The sequence below is a fragment of the Streptomyces sp. NPDC079141 genome, from assembly GCF_040686775.1.
Classification (GTDB): Bacteria; Actinomycetota; Actinomycetes; order Streptomycetales; family Streptomycetaceae; genus Streptomyces.
Genome location: NZ_JBFBLP010000005.1, coordinates 368,975 through 386,815, shown reverse-complemented (window position 1 = coordinate 386,815; position 17,841 = coordinate 368,975). Strand labels below are relative to the sequence as shown.

General features: G+C 72.2%; 18 protein-coding genes and 1 tRNA gene. 8 read left to right on the top strand and 11 right to left on the bottom strand.

Annotated elements, in window-relative coordinates; all coding sequences use genetic code 11:
• Positions 1-16: 16 nt before the first annotated feature.
• The gene (locus tag AB0Q90_RS18455; RefSeq protein ID WP_363164081.1) at positions 17-667 is read right to left on the bottom strand and encodes a MerR family transcriptional regulator; all 651 of its coding nucleotides are present in this window, start codon (positions 665-667) and stop codon (positions 17-19) included.
• A 130-nt stretch (positions 668-797) separates the two neighbouring features.
• Between AB0Q90_RS18455 and AB0Q90_RS18450 the strand changes: the two genes are divergently transcribed.
• From AB0Q90_RS18450 to AB0Q90_RS18435, 4 genes are all read left to right on the top strand, one after another.
• A complete protein-coding gene (locus tag AB0Q90_RS18450; RefSeq protein WP_363164082.1) occupies positions 798-2,285 on the top strand; it encodes an NAD(P)/FAD-dependent oxidoreductase in 1,488 nt (495 codons plus the stop codon).
• Complete coding sequence (locus AB0Q90_RS18445) at positions 2,282-3,199, top strand: alpha/beta hydrolase (RefSeq protein ID WP_363164083.1); 918 nt, start codon at positions 2,282-2,284, stop codon at positions 3,197-3,199. Before AB0Q90_RS18450 ends, AB0Q90_RS18445 begins: the two co-directional genes overlap by 4 nt.
• Positions 3,196-4,080: an SDR family oxidoreductase gene (locus AB0Q90_RS18440; RefSeq protein WP_363164084.1), complete on the top strand. Its 885-nt coding sequence runs from the start codon at positions 3,196-3,198 to the stop codon at positions 4,078-4,080. The genes AB0Q90_RS18445 and AB0Q90_RS18440 overlap by 4 nt, the downstream gene beginning before the upstream one ends.
• An 89-nt stretch (positions 4,081-4,169) precedes the next feature.
• On the top strand, positions 4,170-4,367 hold the full coding sequence (locus AB0Q90_RS18435; protein WP_363164085.1) for a hypothetical protein: 198 nt from the start codon (positions 4,170-4,172) through the stop codon (positions 4,365-4,367).
• A gap of 69 nt (positions 4,368-4,436) precedes the next feature.
• Here the strand turns inward: AB0Q90_RS18435 and AB0Q90_RS18430 are convergent, their stop codons facing one another.
• Entirely contained in the window at positions 4,437-5,240 is an 804-nt protein-coding gene (locus AB0Q90_RS18430) for an exodeoxyribonuclease III (RefSeq protein WP_363164086.1), read from the bottom strand.
• 71 nt (positions 5,241-5,311) lie between these two features.
• Between AB0Q90_RS18430 and AB0Q90_RS18425 the strand changes: the two genes are divergently transcribed.
• The gene (locus tag AB0Q90_RS18425) at positions 5,312-5,797 is read left to right on the top strand and encodes a GNAT family N-acetyltransferase (protein ID WP_363164087.1); all 486 of its coding nucleotides are present in this window, start codon (positions 5,312-5,314) and stop codon (positions 5,795-5,797) included.
• Here AB0Q90_RS18425 and AB0Q90_RS18420 read toward each other — a convergent pair.
• Both AB0Q90_RS18420 and AB0Q90_RS18415 read right to left on the bottom strand, forming a co-directional pair.
• Positions 5,787-6,419: a response regulator transcription factor gene (locus AB0Q90_RS18420; protein WP_363164088.1), complete on the bottom strand. Its 633-nt coding sequence runs from the start codon at positions 6,417-6,419 to the stop codon at positions 5,787-5,789. The two genes, AB0Q90_RS18425 and AB0Q90_RS18420, sit on opposite strands and share 11 nt — an antisense overlap.
• A gap of 44 nt (positions 6,420-6,463) precedes the next feature.
• Positions 6,464-7,714 (bottom strand): sensor domain-containing protein, encoded by a 1,251-nt coding sequence (locus AB0Q90_RS18415; protein ID WP_363164149.1) that lies wholly within the window; start codon positions 7,712-7,714, stop codon positions 6,464-6,466.
• A gap of 211 nt (positions 7,715-7,925) precedes the next feature.
• On the opposite strand from AB0Q90_RS18415, the gene AB0Q90_RS18410 reads away from it, so the two are divergent.
• Positions 7,926-8,663: an ABC transporter ATP-binding protein gene (locus AB0Q90_RS18410; RefSeq protein ID WP_363164089.1), complete on the top strand. Its 738-nt coding sequence runs from the start codon at positions 7,926-7,928 to the stop codon at positions 8,661-8,663.
• Entirely contained in the window at positions 8,657-11,128 is a 2,472-nt protein-coding gene (locus AB0Q90_RS18405) for an FtsX-like permease family protein (RefSeq protein WP_363164090.1), read from the top strand. Before AB0Q90_RS18410 ends, AB0Q90_RS18405 begins: the two co-directional genes overlap by 7 nt.
• A 197-nt stretch (positions 11,129-11,325) precedes the next feature.
• Here the strand turns inward: AB0Q90_RS18405 and AB0Q90_RS18400 are convergent.
• From AB0Q90_RS18400 to galU, 7 genes are all read right to left on the bottom strand, one after another.
• Positions 11,326-11,399: transfer RNA gene (locus tag AB0Q90_RS18400), tRNA-Ala, on the bottom strand.
• A 127-nt stretch (positions 11,400-11,526) separates the two neighbouring features.
• Entirely contained in the window at positions 11,527-12,780 is a 1,254-nt protein-coding gene (gene glpR / locus AB0Q90_RS18395; protein ID WP_363164091.1) for a gephyrin-like molybdotransferase receptor GlpR, read from the bottom strand.
• A 184-nt stretch (positions 12,781-12,964) separates the two neighbouring features.
• The gene (locus AB0Q90_RS18390) at positions 12,965-13,633 is read right to left on the bottom strand and encodes a GNAT family protein (RefSeq protein WP_363164150.1); all 669 of its coding nucleotides are present in this window, start codon (positions 13,631-13,633) and stop codon (positions 12,965-12,967) included.
• Complete coding sequence (locus tag AB0Q90_RS18385; RefSeq protein WP_363164092.1) at positions 13,630-14,178, bottom strand: MogA/MoaB family molybdenum cofactor biosynthesis protein; 549 nt, start codon at positions 14,176-14,178, stop codon at positions 13,630-13,632. Before AB0Q90_RS18385 ends, AB0Q90_RS18390 begins: the two co-directional genes overlap by 4 nt.
• Positions 14,175-14,654, bottom strand: a complete 480-nt coding sequence (gene moaC / locus AB0Q90_RS18380) for a cyclic pyranopterin monophosphate synthase MoaC (protein ID WP_188289784.1) — start codon at positions 14,652-14,654, stop codon at positions 14,175-14,177. The genes AB0Q90_RS18385 and moaC overlap by 4 nt, the downstream gene beginning before the upstream one ends.
• A 130-nt stretch (positions 14,655-14,784) precedes the next feature.
• Positions 14,785-16,107: a gephyrin-like molybdotransferase Glp gene (gene glp, locus AB0Q90_RS18375; RefSeq protein WP_363164093.1), complete on the bottom strand. Its 1,323-nt coding sequence runs from the start codon at positions 16,105-16,107 to the stop codon at positions 14,785-14,787.
• 5 nt (positions 16,108-16,112) lie between these two features.
• Positions 16,113-17,015: a UTP--glucose-1-phosphate uridylyltransferase GalU gene (gene galU, locus AB0Q90_RS18370; protein WP_363164094.1), complete on the bottom strand. Its 903-nt coding sequence runs from the start codon at positions 17,013-17,015 to the stop codon at positions 16,113-16,115.
• A gap of 132 nt (positions 17,016-17,147) precedes the next feature.
• On the opposite strand from galU, the gene AB0Q90_RS18365 reads away from it, so the two are divergent.
• Positions 17,148-17,750, top strand: coding sequence for a 5-formyltetrahydrofolate cyclo-ligase (locus AB0Q90_RS18365; protein WP_363164095.1), 603 nt, complete (start codon positions 17,148-17,150; stop codon positions 17,748-17,750).
• Positions 17,751-17,841 lie beyond the last annotated feature (91 nt).

Here is a 17,841-nt window from a genome sequence, read left to right as displayed (position 1 = left end):
GCGGCGGCGAGGCGTCCTACCCCTGGGTCTGCTTGCGCAGCCGCCGGTCCAGCGCCAGCGACAGCTCCGCGTCGACCACGCTCCGGGCGAGCGGGCGCAACCGGTGGAGGTCCTCCTCGGGGGCGTGGCGCAGGACCACGTCGGCGAAGAGTTCGGCGAGGGCGTCCGCGTGCTCCCGGACCCGCTTGCCCGCCGCCAGGACGTCCGCCAGCGGGATGCCCTCGCGGACCAGGGCCGCCGACACGTCCAGCAGGCGGCGGCTGATGTGGACGATCTCGTCGCCGTCGGTGCCGAGGTAGCCGAGGTCGAGGGCGGCCGCGAGGTTCTCGGCGGTGACCTGGCCCTCGAAGCGGGCGGCGAGCTCCTCGGGAGTCAGGCGGACCGGTTCCTCCTCGGTGGGGGCGGCGACGCCGAGCAGGTCGGCGACGCCCCGGCCGTGGTCGAGGGCCTCCGCCAGCTCCGCGATGCCGCTCAGGGTGTGGCCGCGTTCCAGCAGCGCCGCGATCGTGCGCAGCCGGGCCAGGTGATGGTCGTCGTACCAGGCGATACGGCCCTCGCGGCGCGGGGGCGGGATGAGCCCCCGCTCGCGGTAGAAGCGCAGGGTGCGCACCGTGATGCCGGCCTCCCTGGCCAGTTCCTCCATGCGGTATTCACGCTTCTCTGCCACGCCCGCAGCCTATGTCGTACCGCGGGTAACTTTCCTCGGCCTGACCCCTACCCATGAGTACGGACCTGCTCTACCCTCCCATTGCGCCAGTATTCACTGGCAGAGTCGTCGGTCTGCGGAGGGCGTCGGGATGGCCGAGCACGAACATGTACGAGTGGCGGTGGTGGGGTCCGGGTTCGGTGGCCTCGGGGCCGCGGTCCGGCTGCGGCGCGAGGGCGTCACCGACTTCGTCGTCCTGGAACGGGCGGACAGCGTCGGCGGCACCTGGCGCGACAACAGCTATCCGGGCTGCGCCTGCGACGTACCGTCCCACCTCTACTCCTTCTCCTTCGCGCCCAACCCCGACTGGCCGCGCACCTTCTCCGGGCAGGAGCACATCCGCGCCTACCTGGAGCATGTCACGGACGTCTTCCGGCTGCGCCCGCACATCCGGCTGAACTCCGAGGTCAAGCGGATGGCCTGGAACGCCGAGCGGCTGTGCTGGGACATCGAGACCACCAGCGGAAACCTGTCGGCCGACCTCGTCGTCTCCGCCACCGGACCGCTGTCCGACCCCAAGGTGCCGGACATCCCCGGCCTGGACTCCTTCCCCGGCAAGGTCTTCCACTCCGCCCGCTGGGACCACGACTACGACCTGCGCGGCAAGCGCGTCGCCATGATCGGCACGGGCGCCTCCGCCATCCAGATCGTCCCGGCGATCCAGCCCCTCGCCGAGCGGCTCACCCTCTTCCAGCGCACCCCGCCGTGGGTGATGCCCCGCATGGACCGCCCGATCAGCGGCCTCGAACGCTCCCTGCACCGCGCCCTGCCCTTCACCACGCAGCTGCGCCGCGGACTGCTCTGGGGCATCCGCGAGCTCCAGGTCCAGGCGTTCACCAAGCACCCGAACGAACTGGGCCTGATCGAGCGGCTCGCCAAGCAGAACATGGCCCGCTCCATCAAGGACCCGGCCCTGCGCGCCAAGCTCACCCCCGACTACCGCATCGGCTGCAAGCGGATCCTGCTGAGCAGCGAGTACTACCCGGCGCTCGCCAAGCCGAACGTGGACGTCGTGGCCGGCGGGCTCAGCGAGGTCCGCGGCTCGACCGTGGTGGCCGCCGACGGCACCGAGGCCGAGGTCGACGCGATCATTTTCGGCACCGGCTTCCACGTCACCGACATGCCCATCGCCGAACGGGTCGTCGGCGCGGACGGACAGACGCTCGCCGAGAGCTGGAAGGACGGCATGGCGGCCCTGCGCGGCGCCTCCGCCGCCGGATTCCCGAACTGGATGACGATCATCGGCCCCAACACCGGCCTCGGGAACTCCTCCATGATCCTGATGATCGAGTCCCAGCTGAACTACATGGCCGACTTCGTACGGCAGTTGAACGTCCTCGGCGGCCAAGTCGCCCTCGACGCCCGCACCTCCGCCGTCCAGGCCTGGAACCACCGGGTGCAGGAGCGCATGAAGCGCACGGTGTGGAACACCGGCGGCTGCACCAGCTGGTACCTGGACGCGAACGGCCGCAACACCACCGTCTGGCCGGGCACCACCAGCGAGTTCCGGCGCGCGACACGGCGGGTGGACCTCGCGGAGTACGACGTCGTCCGAGTGAAGGCCGAGGTGCCCGCGTGAGCCGCCTGACGCACGTCCGTTCCGGCCCGTACGCCCCGCCCGTCCCGGTCCGCGAACTCACCGCCGTCTCCGCCGACGGCGCCCGCCTGCACGTCGAGGTGCACGGCCCCGAGGGCGCGCCCGCCGTCGTCCTCGCCCACGGCTGGACCTGCTCAACGGCCTTCTGGGCGGCGCAGATCCGGGACCTGGCCGCCGACCACCGCGTCATCGCCTACGACCAGCGCGGCCACGGCCGCAGCCCCGCGAGCCCGGCGTGCAGCACCGACGCGCTCGCCGACGACCTGGAAGCCGTACTGAAGGCTGCCCTCGCACCCGGCGAGAAGGCCGTGATCGCCGGTCACTCCATGGGCGGGATGACGGTCATGGCCGCGGCCGCGCGTGCCTGCTTCCGGGAGCACGCCGTCGCCGTCCTGCTGTGCAGCACCGGCTCGTCCCGGCTGGTCGCCGAGTCGACCGTCGTACCGATACGGCCCGGCCGGCTGCGCACCTGGCTGACCAAGCACATCCTCGGCTCCCGGGCACCGCTCGGCCCGGTCACCCCCGTGGCCCGGCGGATCCTCAAGTACGGGACGATGGGCCCCGGTTCGGCCCCGCACATGGTCGAGGCGTGCGCGCGTATCGTCCACGCGTGCCCGCGCAAGGTGCGTCACGCCTGGTCCCACGTACTGGATCTGCTCGATCTCGACCACGGGGTGCGGGAGTTGAGGGTGCCGACGGCCGTGGTGGCCGGTACGGCCGACCGGCTCACCCCGCCGGTGCACGCCCGCTCGCTGGCTGCCGCGCTGCCGAACTGCCTCGGCGTCACCGAACTGACCGGCCTCGGCCATATGACCCCCATCGAGGCGCCCGAGCTGGTGACCGGGAAGATCCGTGAGCTCGTCACGACGTACACGCAGGTGAAGGAGGGCGCATGAGCAGGGTGAGCCTCGAAGGACAGGTCGCCGTCGTCACGGGCGCCGCACGGGGGGTGGGCGAACTCCTCGCCCGCAAGCTCTCCGCGCGCGGCGCGAAGGTGGCGTTGGTCGGCCTGGAGCCGGACGCGCTCAAGCAGGTCTCCGAGCGGCTGCACAGCGACAGCGACCACTGGCACGCCGACGTCACCGACCACGAGGCGATGGCGCGGGTGGCGCAGGAGGTCAAGGAACGGTTCGGGAAGGTCGACATCGTGGTCGCCAACGCCGGTGTGGCGACGGGCGGTCCGTTCGTGGACTCCGACCCGGACGCCTGGCGGCGGGTGATCGAGGTCAACCTGATCGGCTCGGCGGTGACGGCCCGCGCCTTCCTGCCGGTGCTGATGGAGAGCCGCGGCTATCTGCTCCAGATCGCGTCGCTGGCCGCCATGACCCCGGCGCCGATGATGACCGCGTACTGCGCCTCCAAGTCCGGTGTGGAGGCGTACGCGCACAGCCTGCGCGCCGAGGTCGGCCACAAGGGCGTGCGGGTCGGCGTGGGTTACCTGTCGTGGACCGACACCGACATGGTGCGCGGGGCCGACCAGGACGACGTCATGCGCGAACTCAGGCAGCGGCTGCCGTGGCCGTCCAACAAGACCTATCCGCTGGGTCCCGCGGTCGACCGTTTCGTGGCCGGGATCGAGCGACGCTCCAGCCATGTGTACGGGCAGTGGTGGCTGCGCGGGATGCAGGGCGTGCGCGGATACCTGCCCGGGCTGATCGGCACGGTCGGTCAGCGGGAGGTACGGCGGTTCGGGGAGCGCCTGGAAGGGATGCGGATCGGACTCGTCGGCGCAGGTGGGGCGGCGGACGAGGAAGCGCGCACTACACAGCGTAAGTGATCGAAATGCGTGGGTTGTCGGGTCGTGTGAATCTGGTCGAGGCCCCGGCACGGGGCTCATCCCCTCACCCACCACGGGAGTGAACCCACATGGGTATGAAGGACCAGTTCCAGGACAAGTCCGAGCAGTGGCAGCAGCAGGCCAAGCAGAAGACGGAGCAGGCCAAGGGGCAGGCTCAGCAGCGTGGCCAGCAGGGCGGTCAGCAGCGCGGCCAGCGGCGCGACGAGGAAACCGAGCGCATGCTGCAGGAGGAGCAGGACCGGTTCGACCAGGACTACGACGCTTAGCCGCTGCGCTTGGCCTGAACCGCACTGCGTGGGGCACCCCCTTCCGGGGCGCCCCACGCTTCTGCGTTCCTAGACCTCGAAAACCACCGTCACCGGAGCATGGTCCGACCAGCGCTCGTCATGGCTCGCGGCACGCTCCACGTACGCCTTGACCGCGCGCCGGGCAAGTCCCGGAGTCGCGACGGCGAGGTCGATCCTCCATCCGGAATCGTTGTCGAAGGCCCGCCCCCGGTAGGACCACCACGTGTACGGCCCCGTCGCCTCCGGATGCAGCCCGCGCACCACATCGACGTACCCGCCGTCACCCTCGTCGAAGACCCGCGTCAGCCACGCCCGCTCCTCCGGCAGGAAGCCGGAACTCTTCTGGTTGGCGCGCCAGTTCTTCAGGTCGGCCTGCTGGTGGGCGATGTTCCAGTCGCCGCAGACGACGACCTCGCGGCCGTCGGCGGCGGCCCGCTGCCGCAGCCCCTTCAGGTACACGAGGAACTCGTCCATGAAGCGGATCTTCTCGTCCTGGCGGTCGGTGCCGACCTCGCCGGAGGGGAGATAGAGGGAGGCGACCGTGACGCCGGGCAGGTCGACCTCGACGTAGCGGCCGGACGTGTCGAACTCCGCCGAGCCGAAGCCGACCTGGACACGGTCGGGCTCGCGGCGGGTGTAGAGGGAGACGCCGGCACGGCCCTTGGCGGCGGCTGGAGCGTGCAGGACGTGCCAGCCGTCGGGGGCACGCACCTCGTCGGGCAGCTGCTGCGGCTCGGCACGCACCTCCTGCAGGCACAGGACGTCGGCCTCGGTCGCGGCGAGCCACTCCACGAAGCCCTTCTTCGCGGCGGCGCGCAGCCCGTTCACATTCACAGAGGTCACAGTGAGCACCCGGGCACCATACCCGCAGACTGGACTGAGTCTAAATCTCCGATTCGTCGAATAGATGTACGGTTATCGGCATGCACATACGCCGCGTTTCCTTCGACCACCCCGACGCCGTCAAGCTCGACGCCGAGGTCCAGGCCGAGTACCACGAGCGCTACGGCGACGGCGGCGACGCCACCGAGCTCGCGCCGGCCGACTTCGATCCGCCGAACGGCGTGTACCTGATCGCGTACGACGAGCTGGACCGGCCCGTGGCCACCGGCGGCTGGCGCCGGCAGGACCACAACGGCGAGGGGAACGAGGACGGCGACGCCGAGCTCAAGCGGATGTTCGTGATCAAGGAGATGCGCGGGCTGGGGCTGGCCCGCCGCATCCTCGCCGCCCTGGAAGACGACGCGCGCGCGGCGGGCCGCACCCGGATGGTGCTGGAGACCGGCATGGAGCAGCCGGAGGCAATCGGCCTGTACACCTCCAGCGGCTACGAGCCGTGCACGAAGTTCGGCTACTACCGCTTCCACGAACTGAGCCGCTGCTTCGCCAAGGCGCTGCTCACGCCCTGAGGTAGGCCAGGACGGCCAGCACCCTGCGGTGGGTCTCCTCGGCCGGGGGCAGGTCCAGCTTGGTGAGGATCGAGCCGATGTGCTTGCCCACGGCGGCCTCGGAGACGACCAGCGCCCGCGCGACGGCGCCGTTGGACTTGCCCTCCGCGATGAGCGCGAGCACCTCCCGTTCGCGCGGGGTGAGCCGCTCCAGGGGGTCACGACGCCGGCGCAGCAGCTGCCGTACGACCTCGGGGTCGACGACCGTCCCGCCGTCGGCCACCTCGCTCAGCGCGTCGACGAACTCCTCGACCTGGCCGACGCGGTCCTTCAGGAGGTAGCCGACGCCGGAACCGTCGCCGGAGTCGAGGAGGTCGGCCGCGTAGGCGCGCTGCACGTACTGGCTGAGGACGAGGACGGGCAGGGCGGGCCGCTTCTCGCGCATCCTCACCGCCGCGTGCAGGCCCTCGTCCTGGAAGCCGGGCGGCATGCGTACGTCGGTGACGACGATGTCGGGCTCGTGCTCGTCCACGGCGGCGACGAGGTCCCTCGCGTCGCCGACGGCCGCCACGACCTCGTGGCCGCAGCGGGCGAGCAGGCCGATGAGGCCCTCGCGCAGCAGCACGCTGTCCTCGGCCAGCACGACCCGGAGCGACCGGAGCGATCGGCCCGCTCGGTCCGTTGGGTCTACTCGGTCCGCTCGCAAGGAATCTCCACACGCAACAGGGTCGGTCCGCCCGGCGGACTGGACAGGGAGAGTCTGCCATCGAGGACGGACACCCGGTCGGCGAGACCGGTCAGTCCGCTGCCCCGGCCGGCGTCGGCGCCGCCGCGGCCGTCGTCGCGGATCCGGAGCACGAGGCTGCCGTCGTCGTGGCCGCCGCTGACCGCGGCGCGGGTGGCGCCGCTGTGCTTGGCGACGTTGGCGAGGGCCTCGCAGACGACGAAGTAGGCGGCGCTCTCCACCGCTTGGGGCAGCCGTCCGGGCAGGTCGAGGTCGAGGTCGACGGGGACGGCGCTGCGGTCGGCGGCGTCGGCGACGGCCGCGTCGAGGCCGTAGTCGGTGAGGACCTTGGGGTGGATGCCGTGGACGAGTTCGCGCAGTTCCTCAAGGGCCTTGCCGGCTTCCTCGTGGGCCTTGGCGAGTTGGTCGGCGAGCGGGCCGGGCGGGGTGTCGAGGCGGGCCAGGCCCAGGGTCATGGTGAGGGCGACCAGGCGCTGTTGGGCGCCGTCGTGCAGGTCGCGCTCGATCCGGCGGCGTTCGGCCTCGAAGGCGTCGACCAACCGGACGCGGGAGCGGGTGAGTTCGACGACCTTCTCGCCCAGGCCCGCGTCGCGGGGAGCGATGAGCAGACGGGTCAGTTCGGCGCGGGCGCCGGCGGTGAGCGCGAGGACGTAGGCGCCGGCAGCCAGGAGGAGGACGCCGAGTACGGCGACCCCGAAGGCAGTTGGCCAGTCGGTGACGGTCCACTGCTTGAGCACCTTGGCCTCGCCGCCGCCGACCGTGGCCATCAGCAGCGGGGTGGTCACCATCGACACCGGGAAGAGCAGGGCGACGGTGACGACGAGGGCCTCGGCGGGCCAGAGCAGGCCCGCGAACAGCAGTGCGTAGCCGAGTTCCCGCCAGGTCGGCTGCTCGCGCAGGCGCGTGGTGAACCAGCACCACAGGCCGGGCTCGGCGGGCTCGGCGTGCATGCCGTGCGCCGGGTCGAGGTCGACCAGCCGCAGCCTGCGCCGCTCGACACCGGCCACGGGCAGTCCGGCGAGGGCCGCGGCGGCGAGCAGGGGCAGGCCGACCAGGACGATCGCGAGGACGCCGCCGACCGCCACCAGCGTCACGCCACAGACGAGGACGGCCAGGCCGCTCAGCACACCCGTCAGCAGGTACGCGACGGAGCGCCAGGGCCACGGTGACAGCAGGAAACCGGGGCGGGACATGGCCTGCCACACATTGCGAGGGGGCATGGGGCGATGCATGGGGATCACCGTAGAAGCCGGGGCGGCGGGTGCGACATCGGTCCAGGAGGAGGACCGAAGGTAGGGCCTGCCCTACCCCGGATCTAGTTCCTGCCGCACTGCGCCGCGTCCGCCCCTCGCGGTTTCGTGGAGTCGCCGGATCGGCGCGAGACGAACAGGGACTTGGGGACTGATGACCAACTACGCGATCCAACTGCGTTCCGTGAGCCGGGAGTACGAGTCGGGCGGCAGCCGTGTCAGCGCGCTCGACCGCGTCTCCCTCGCCTTCCCGCGGGGCACCTTCACCGCCGTCATGGGCCCCTCGGGTTCCGGCAAGTCCACCCTGCTCCAGTGCGCCGCCGGTCTCGACCGCCCCACCTCGGGCTCGGTCACGGTCGGCGACACCGAGCTGACGAGGCTGAGCGAGAGACAGCTGACCCTGCTGCGCCGTGAACGCATCGGCTTTGTGTTCCAGGCGTTCAACCTGCTGCCGTCGCTGACCGCCGAACAGAACGTGGCCCTGCCGCTGCGGCTGGCCGGCCGGCACCCCGAGCGGGGCCGGGTGCGCGAGGTGCTGGCCCGGGTCGGTCTCGCCGACCGGGCCGGGCACCGCCCGTCGGAGCTGTCCGGCGGCCAGCAGCAGCGGGTCGCCCTGGCCCGCGCCCTGATCACCCGCCCCGAGGTGCTGTTCGGCGACGAGCCGACCGGCGCCCTGGACTCGCAGACCGGCCGTGAGGTGCTGACGCTGCTGCGCGCCATGGCCGACGCCGAGGGCCGGACGATCATCATGGTGACCCACGACCCGGTGGCCGCCTCCTACGCGGACCGCGTGGTCTTCCTGGTCGACGGGCACGTGGGCGACCAGCTGGTCGGCGCCACGGCCGGCGCCATCGCCGCGCACATGACCGAGCTGGAGGCCGTGCCGTGCTGAGCCTCGCCCTGCGCACCCTGCGCACCCGCTGGACCACCTTCGCCGGCAGTTTCGTCGCCCTGTCGCTCGGTGTCGCACTGATCGCCGTGATGGGGCTGGCCCTCGCCTCCTCCCTGAACGCCCCCGAGCGCCGGCCGGAGCGCTTCGCCGCGGCCCCGGTCGTGGTCCAGGGCAAGGACACCCTGAGCGTGCCCACCTCGATCGGCGAACGCAGACAGAAACTGGAGCAGCCGAACCCCGTCCCGCCGCAGACGGTCGCCGCATTGAGGAAGCTCGGCACCGTCACCGAGGACCGCTCCTTCGCCGTACGGGCCGAGGGCGGGCCACGCGGACTGGTGGGCCACCCGTGGTCGACGGCCGCGTTCGCCCCGTACGAGCTCAACGACGGCCGCGCACCCGGGGCCGCCGATGAGGTCGTCGTCTCCGGCGACTGGACGGCCGTGGGGAAGGAACTGCACACCGACTCCGGCACCGTGACGGTCGTCGGGACGGTGGGCGGCCTCGGCTTCGAGGACGCCGTCTTCTTCACCGACGCGCGGGCCGCGCAACTGGCCCCGGTCAGCACACAGTTGGTCGTGGACGCCGATGCGGCGGTCGTACGGGAGGCCGTGGCTGTACAGGAGGCCGGCGGCGACGGCTCCGGCGTCCACGTGCTCACCGGCGACGACCGGCGGGAGGCGGATGCCGACCCGGACCGTGACAGCGAGGCGCTCGCCGCGATGAACGCCATGTTCGGCACGGCCGGCGGGGTCAGCGGCTTCGTGTCGGTGTTCGTGGTGGCCTCCACGTTCGCCTTCGCCGTCGCCCAGCGGCGACGCGAGTTCGGCCTGCTGCGCACCGCGGGCGCCACCCCGGGACAGATCCGCCGACTGGTGTCGGCCGAGGCGTTGCTCGTGGGCGTCCTGGCGTCGGCGGCGGGCTGTGCCCTCGGCGCGTTCGCGGCGCCGTACCTCGCCGAGTGGGCGGTGGACGGCGGGCTCGCGCCCGAGTGGTTCACCATCGGCGACCACACCTGGCCGTACCACACGGCCTTCTGGACGGGGCTGTCGGTGGCGCTGTGCGGTGTGGTGGCCGCGTCCTGGCGGGCCGGGCGAACCGGGCCGACGCAGGCGCTGCGCGAGGCGTCCGTGGACAGCCGGACCATGACCTGGGGCCGCCTGCTGTTCGGTGCGGGCCTGCTCGTCACCGCCGTGGTGACGCTCGTGCTCGCGCTGGTGACCGAGCCGGGCGACCTGCTGCACCGCAAGACGTACGTCAGCCGGCCCATGCTCCTGATCACCGCGATCGCGCTGCTGTCGCCGGTGCTGGTGCGCCCGCTGACCCGGCTGATCGCCTGGCTGCCGGCCCGGCTGCCGGGCGCGGGCGGCATGCTGGTGCGGGAGAACGCCGCCGCCGGAGTCCGCCGTACGGCCGCCGTCGCGGCGCCCGTGCTGGTCACGGTCGCGCTCGCCGGTTCACTGCTGGGCGCGACGGCCACGCTGAACGAAGCCAGGGCCGCCGAGACCCGGGAGCAGACCGCCGCGGACTTCGTGGTCTCCCCGGCCGGGGACGCCTTCGGCGCGGCGACGGTGGAACGGCTGCGGAAGGTGCCCGGCGCGCAGGTCTCGGCGACCTCGTCGAGCGCGGTGTACGTCCTGGAGGAGGGCGTGGCGCTGATCCGCTCCGACGCCCGCGCCGCCGACGCGAAGGCCCTCGCGGACACCGTACGGCTGCCGGTCACCGCGGGCCGGGTCACCGACCTCGACGACGACTCGATCATCGTCAACGAGGAGTGGGAGCAGCACACGGTCGGCGAGAAGGTGAGCGTGTGGCTCGGCGACGGCACGCGAAGGTCCCTGCGGATCGCCGCCGTGATGTCCGTCGGCACCGGCGACAACGGGGTGTACGTCACCCCGGCCAACGCCCCCCGTGCCCCGGTCGACCGGGTCGACGTGCGGGTCGCGGACGGCGCGGACGCCTCCGCGGTGGCGGCGGCCCTGCGCACGGCGGTGACGGCCGACGGCGGGCAGGTGCACACCAAGGACGAGTGGGTGCAGGCGAGTTACCCGGCGACCGACGGGACCACGCGGCTGGGTTTCCTGCTGGTCCTCGGCATCGCCCTCCTCTACACCGGCATCTCGCTGGCCAACACCCTCGTCATGGCGACCTCCGACCGGGTGCGGGACCTGGCGGTACTGCGGCTGGCCGGCGCCACCACCTGGCAGGTGCTGCGGCTGGTGGCCGCGGAGGCGCTGGTGGTCGTGGTGGTCGGCGGGGTGCTGGGGCTGCTGGTGGCCGCGCTCAACCTGTTCGGGATGTGGAGCGCACTGGGCCTGCTGTCGGTGTGGACGCCGATCGCGATCCCGTGGACGGCGATCGGCTCGACGGTGGGCGCGTGCGCGGTGCTGGCCGTGATCTCCGCCGTGGCACCGGCCGGGCTGTTGCTGCGGCGGCGGGGTGTGGCGGTGGCGGTGGTGCGGGAGTGATGGCACGCAGAAGATCTTTGCCCGGGAGCATAATTCCCTCTTCGGGATAATCAATTTCTCCTGACGCCGCCTCAGCCGCGACCAGCTCCCCGGCCCGGCCCGGGAAGTCGCTTCGGGCAAAACAAAGATCCCGCCCGATCAACCGATCGGACGGGATCTCATCAACTGCCCTGATTTCTCAGGTGCAGTTGTTGCGGTGGACCTGAGGGGATTTGAACCCCTGGCCCCCTCGATGCGAACGAGGTGCGCTACCGGACTGCGCCACAGGCCCTTGCAACGAGTGAAACTCTAGCATCCCGATCCGCCCCCTTGGAAATCCGTTCCCACGGGGGCAGGTCCCGGCGTACCCGCAGGCAGTCACGCCGCCGGCACGCCACGGGAGGGGGCGCCCCGGACGCCTACTCGTTGGCGGCCCGCGGCCGCCCCCCGTCCTCGTACTGGTCGAACAGCGGCGTACGCCCCCGCTCCCGCGCCCGCCGGGCAGACGCCGCCCGACGGGCGTCACTGCGCCCGCCGCCGTCCGCCCTCTCCTCGGCCTCTGCCCCTTCACCCTGCTCGCCGGATGCGGCCCGGTCGCCTCCGTGGGCCTCCCGCCCGTCGGCAGCGGCCCCCGCCTCCTGCTCCGGCGCCACCGAACTGGACCGCGCCGAACTCCACGCGTCCGGCGCACCAAGATCCACATCCGCGGTCGCCCGCGGCGCGACCGGCGCGGTCACATACGTCGGCAACGGCACCGGCACCGGATCCCAGCTGTCCCCGCGCCCCGGCCGCCGCTGCCGCTCACGCTGCTGGTCGACCCACTCGGCGTGATCGGTCTGCTCGACGAGCGCCCGCCGGTCCGCGGCGAGCGCCGACAAGCCAGGGTCGGTCTCCGGTTCGGGCCCTTCGTCGGGCTCGTCGCTGTCCGCGCCGGCGTCCGCGGGTACACGCCGGCGCGACTGACGCGCCGCGCGCTCCCGCAGCCGCTGCGCTGCTGCCTCGGCCCGGCGGCGGTCCATCTGGTAGGCGAAGCGGCGGCGCTCCTGGGAGCGCAGGTACACGATGTAGGCGCTGAGCAGCACGGCGGGCACGCCGGGCGCCCACAGGAACGTGAGCCCCCCGACGGCGGCGACGATCGCGCCGAGCGTGAAGGCGAGGAAGAGCAGCACGGTGGTGCGCCGACGGCGCGCGAGCACCTTCGTGCGCCGGGCGCGCGCTGCTGCCGCCTCTTCCGCGGGTGTGGGGGGCGTGCGCCGCGCGGCGGGCACCCGTTTGCGCGCCTTCTGCGCCGACGCGGGACCGGGCTCGCGCTCCGGCGCGGCCGCCTGTGCGCGCGCCGGTTCGGGCCGCTCCTTCTCCTCCGGGCGCGCCGGCACCACCGCCTGCGTCTGCGGACGGGTCGGAGGCATGGCGAAGGCCCGGACGTCCACCGATTCGGTGACGCCGTCCGGGTCGTCGGCGCTGGGCTCCCCCTCGTCGGCGGAGCGTGCGCGGAGGTCCTTGGCGTACCGGCGCTCCATCCCCGCCCGTCCGGACAGCAACCGGATGGCTGTGCTGAAGCGTTCCGTCGGACGGGCCTCGTTCAGCTCGTCCTGCCTACGGAGCCACATCGGCACCAAGTAGGCGGCCCAGGCCCCGACAATGACTGCGTAGATGAGGCCGCTGCTGCTCACGCCTCACACGGTAGAGGGGTTTGCGTGAGGCCATCTGCCAATTGAGCCGGTGTGTCGCACGATCTGGCTGATATTTCGAGCTTTTTTTGTGACCGATGCGATCAGCTGGCCACACAGGCCCCGAATTCAACGCTCCGAGACGGTCACGAGCCGATCAATTTCGAACACTTATTCAATTCCGGGGCTACGCGGGATTCCCCGGCGTGTTCTGCGGGTTCCGCGGACCGTCGTGCGACCTCCCCTGGGAGCGTGCCCGGTGCCAGCGGCTCAGCAACCCGTCGGGCACTTCTTCCGCGGTGAGCGCGAAGACGAGGTGGTCGCGCCAGGCACCGTCGATGTGGAGATAACGGGGCCTGAGCCCCTCCTCACGGAATCCGAGTTTCTCCACCACCCGGCGGCTGGGCCCGTTCTCCGGGCGAATGCAGACCTCGATGCGGTGCAGCCCGACGGTGCGGAAACAGTGGTCCACGGCCAGCGCCACGGCCGTCGGCATCACTCCCCGGCCGGCCACCGCCTCGTCCACCCAATAGCCCACGTGCCCCGAGCACATCGAGCCCCACGTGATCCCGGCAACCGTCAACTGACCGACCAGCCGCCCCTGGTACTCGATGACGAACGGCAGCATCCGGCCCGCGTTCGCCTCGGACCGCAGGTGGCGGACCATCTGGCGGTAGGTCGGCCGGTGCGCGATCGGCCCACTGGGCGTGGGCGGCGGAATGGTCGCCTCCCACGGGCGCAGCCAGTCCCGGTTGCGCCGGTTGACCTCGCGCCAGGCCCGCTGGTCGCGCAGCTTTATCGGCCGGAGGACGACATCGCCGTCCGCCAGTACGACGGGCCAGGATGGGCTGTTCAGCTCGCACCCCCACTGCTGGCGCCGGGTCTCGGGTGGTCACCGCCGCGAATCTGGTCGACGGCGTGCACCAGCAGGGGCTCCAGGACGGCCAGCCCGTCCTTCACCCCGCCGGTGGAACCCGGCAGGTTGACGATCAGCGTGCTCCCCGCCACCCCGGCCAGTCCCCGGGAGAGCGCGGCGGTCGGCACCTTCTCCCGTCCGAACGCCCGGATCGCCTCCGCGATGCCCGGCACCTCGTGGTCGATCACCTTGCGGGTCGCCTCGGGCGTGCGGTCGGTGGGCGAGATGCCGGTGCCCCCGGTGGTGACGACGACGTCGTACCCGGCCTCGACGGCGGCGCGCAGCGCGGCCTCCACCGGGTCCCCGTCGGGCACGATCTGCGGCCCGTCGACGGCGAAGCCGAAGCCCTTCAGCCCGTCGGCGATCAGCGGGCCGCCCTTGTCCTCGTAGACGCCCGCGGAGGCGCGGTTGGAGGCGGTCACGACGAGGGCGGCGTACGGCCCCACGAGGGCGCCCCCGAGCGGCGGCTCGACCGGCGCCGTCATGCCCGGCTCCAGTCGCCCGACTTGCCGCCCGTCTTCTCCTCCACACGTACGTCCGTGATGACCGCTCCCTTGTCGACCGCCTTGACCATGTCGATCACGGTGAGCGCGGCGACGGAGACCGCGGTGAGGGCCTCCATCTCGACGCCCGTGCGGTCCGTGGTCTTGACGGTGGCCCGGATCTCCACGGCGTCGTCCGCGACCGACAGATCCAGTTTCACACCCGACACCGACAACGGGTGGCACAGCGGGATCAGGTCCGGGGTGCGCTTGGCGCCCATGATGCCCGCGATCCGCGCGGTGGCCAGGGCGTCGCCCTTGGGGACCCCCTCGCCCCGCAGCAGCTCGACCACGCGGGGCGAGACCAGGACACGGCCGCTGGCGCGGGCGGTGCGCGCGGTCACGTCCTTGTCGGATACGTCGACCATGCGGGCGGCGCCCGCCTCGTCGATGTGCGTCAGTCGGTCCTGCGTACTCATGCTGTGTGGCGCTCCCGGTCCGGGCCCGTCGCGGTGCGGCGCATGGGCCTGCTGTGCGCGACACGGTACCGCCAAGTCGGCGCGCGCACCGGCGCAGGACCGCCCCGCGGACCGGCACGCGCGCGTGCGCTCAGCCGAGCAGGACGACCTCGACGTCGGTACCGGGCTCGACGGCCTCGACGTCCTCGGGTACGACGATCAGCGCGTCGGCGTGCGCGAGGGCGGCGACCAGGTGCGATCCGGCGCCCCCGACCGGCGTCACGGTGCCCTCTGCGTATGTCCCGCGCAGGAACTGTCTGCGGCCCTTCGGCGAGGTCAGCGCCTTGTCCGCCGTGAGGGTCGCGGTCGTGCGCGGCCGGTGGACGTCTTCGAGGCCCATGAGGGTGCGGATCGCGGGGCGCACGAAGAGTTCGAAGGAGACGTACGACGACACGGGGTTGCCGGGGAGGGCCAGCAGCGGGGTGTGGTCGGGGCCGATGGAGCCGAAGCCCTGGGGCTTGCCCGGCTGCATGGCGAGCTTGCGGAAGTCGATGCCGCTGCCCGCCTCGTCCTCGTCGGCGACGGATTCGAGCGCCTCCTTGACGACGTCGTACGCGCCGACGCTCACGCCGCCCGTGGTGACCATGAGGTCGGCGCGGACCAGCTGGTCCTCGATGGTGGAACGGAGGGTCTCGGCGTCGTCGGCGACGGCACCGACCCGGTAGGCGATGGCGCCGGCGTCACGGGCGGCCGCGGTGAGGGCGAAGCTGTTGGAGTCGTAGATCTGTCCGCTGCGCAGTTGCTCGTCGGGCTGGACGAGTTCGCTGCCGGTGGACATCACCACCACGCGCGGGCGGGGGCGTACCCGCACGGTGCCGCGGCCGATCGCGGCGAGCAGGGCGATCTGCGGCGGACCGAGAACGGTGCCGGCCTCCAGGGCGCGATCGCCCGCCTTCACGTCGCTTCCCTTGGCCCGCACGTGCGCGCGTGCCTCGGCCGGGCGGTACACGTGCACCTGCCCGGAGGCACCCTCGGGGGCGAGGCTGCGGGCGCGCATCCCCGTCGCGGGGCCCTCGCCGAGGCCGCCGTCGGTCCACTCCACGGGCACGACGGTCTCGGCGCCGGGCGGCAGCGGGGCGCCGGTCATGATGCGGGCGGCCTGGCCGGGGCCTACGTGGAGCAGCTCGGCCTGGCCCGCCGCGACGTCCCCGACGACCTCCAGGACGGCGGGGAACTCCTCGCTCGCGCCCGCGACATCGGCGACCCGCACCGCGTACCCGTCCATGGAGCTGTTGTCGAACGGCGGCAGGGACACCGGCACCGTGACGTCGTCGACCAGGACGCAGCCCTGGGCGTCGAGCAGTTGCAGCTCGATGGGTTCGAGGGGGCGGACGGTCGCGAGGATGTCCTCCAGGTGTTCGTCCACCGACCAGAGGTGGTCCTGGCCGGTGGTGCGGGGCGCGGCGCTGCTCAAAGTGGCTACATCTCCTCGGCTACGTAACTGCGAAGCCAGGTCCGGAAGTCCGGGCCCAGGTCTTCACGTTCGCATGCGAGTCTGACAATGGCACGCAGATAGTCGCCACGGTCGCCGGTGTCATAGCGGCGGCCCTTGAAGACGACGCCGTGCACCGGGCCGCCGACCTTCTCGTCCGCCGCGAGCTGCTGGAGGGCGTCGGTGAGCTGGATCTCGCCGCCGCGGCCGGGCTCGGTCTTGCGCAGTATGTCGAAGATGTGCGGGTCGAGGACGTAGCGGCCGATGATCGCGTAGTTCGACGGGGCGTCCGCCGGGTCGGGCTTCTCGACCAGGCCGGTCACCTTGACGACGTCACTGTCGTCGGTGACCTCCACGGCAGCACAGCCGTAGAGGTGGATCTGCTCGGGCGCGACCTCCATGAGCGCGATGACACTGCCGCCGCGCTGTTCCTGGACCTCGACCATGCGCTGGAGCAGCGGGTCGCGCGGGTCGATCAGGTCGTCGCCGAGGAGGACGGCGAAGGGCTCGTGCCCCACGTGCGGAGCGGCGCACAGCACGGCGTGGCCGAGGCCCCTGGGGTCGCCCTGGCGCACGTAGTGCATGGTCGCGAGATCGCTGGACTCCTGCACCTTGGCGAGCCGACTGGCGTCGCCCTTCTTCTGAAGGGCGGACTCCAGCTCGTAGTTGCGGTCGAAGTGGTCCTCCAGCGGGCGCTTGTTGCGGCCCGTGATCATGAGGACGTCGTCGAGCCCCGCGGACACGGCTTCCTCGACCACATACTGGATCGCCGGCTTGTCGACGACCGGCAGCATCTCCTTGGGAGTGGCCTTGGTGGCCGGCAGGAACCGGGTGCCGAGACCTGCTGCGGGAATGACAGCCTTGCTGATCCGAGGGTGCGACTGAGTCATGCCCGCAACCTTATCCGGTGCCTTTGTAGGGAATCTGTGGCTCCGGTTAATTGGCTCTCATATGAGCGTATTGAAAGGGTACGGGTACGACCATTGAGTCACATCGGACGTCCGGCAGAGCCTGACAAGCGAATGTTGCGGCGAGAGTTCCTCGCGGTGAGGAACAGGTTGACGGACGATGACGTGCGGGGGGCCGCCGTCGCACTGGCCGGGCGCGCGCTCGACCTGCCCGAGCTGGCACAGGCGCGCACGGTGGCGGCGTACGTCTCGGTGGGGAGCGAACCCGGCACGCTCGCGCTGCTGGACGCGCTGCGCGCGCGGGGCGTGCACGTCCTGCTCCCCGCGCTCCTGCCCGACAATGACCTCGACTGGGGCGCGTACACCGGCGAGGACTCCCTCGCGCGGGTCCAACACGGCGGAAAGATGGCCCTCTTCGAGCCGGCCGGCGAGCGCCTCGGACCGGATGCCGTGACCACCGCCGACGCGGTGCTGCTGCCCGGCCTCGCGGTCGACGCGCGCGGCATGCGCCTGGGGCGGGGCGGGGGTTCGTACGACCGCGTGCTCGCCCGCCTGGAGCGCGCGGATGCGCACCCCGCGCTGGTGGTGCTGCTGTACGACTCGGAGGTCGTCGCGCGCGTGCCGGCGGAGGCGCACGACCGGCCGGTGCACGCGGTGGTGACGCCGTCGGGCGTACGCCGCTTCCGAACAGCGCCCGAGCGGCGAACGGGAGCCTGATCCGCCGAAGGGGCGGCCGAACACCAAGGGGGCGCGCGGAACATCCCGCACGCCCCGCACCTGCACGTCCCGCCCAGCGCGCACAGCCGCC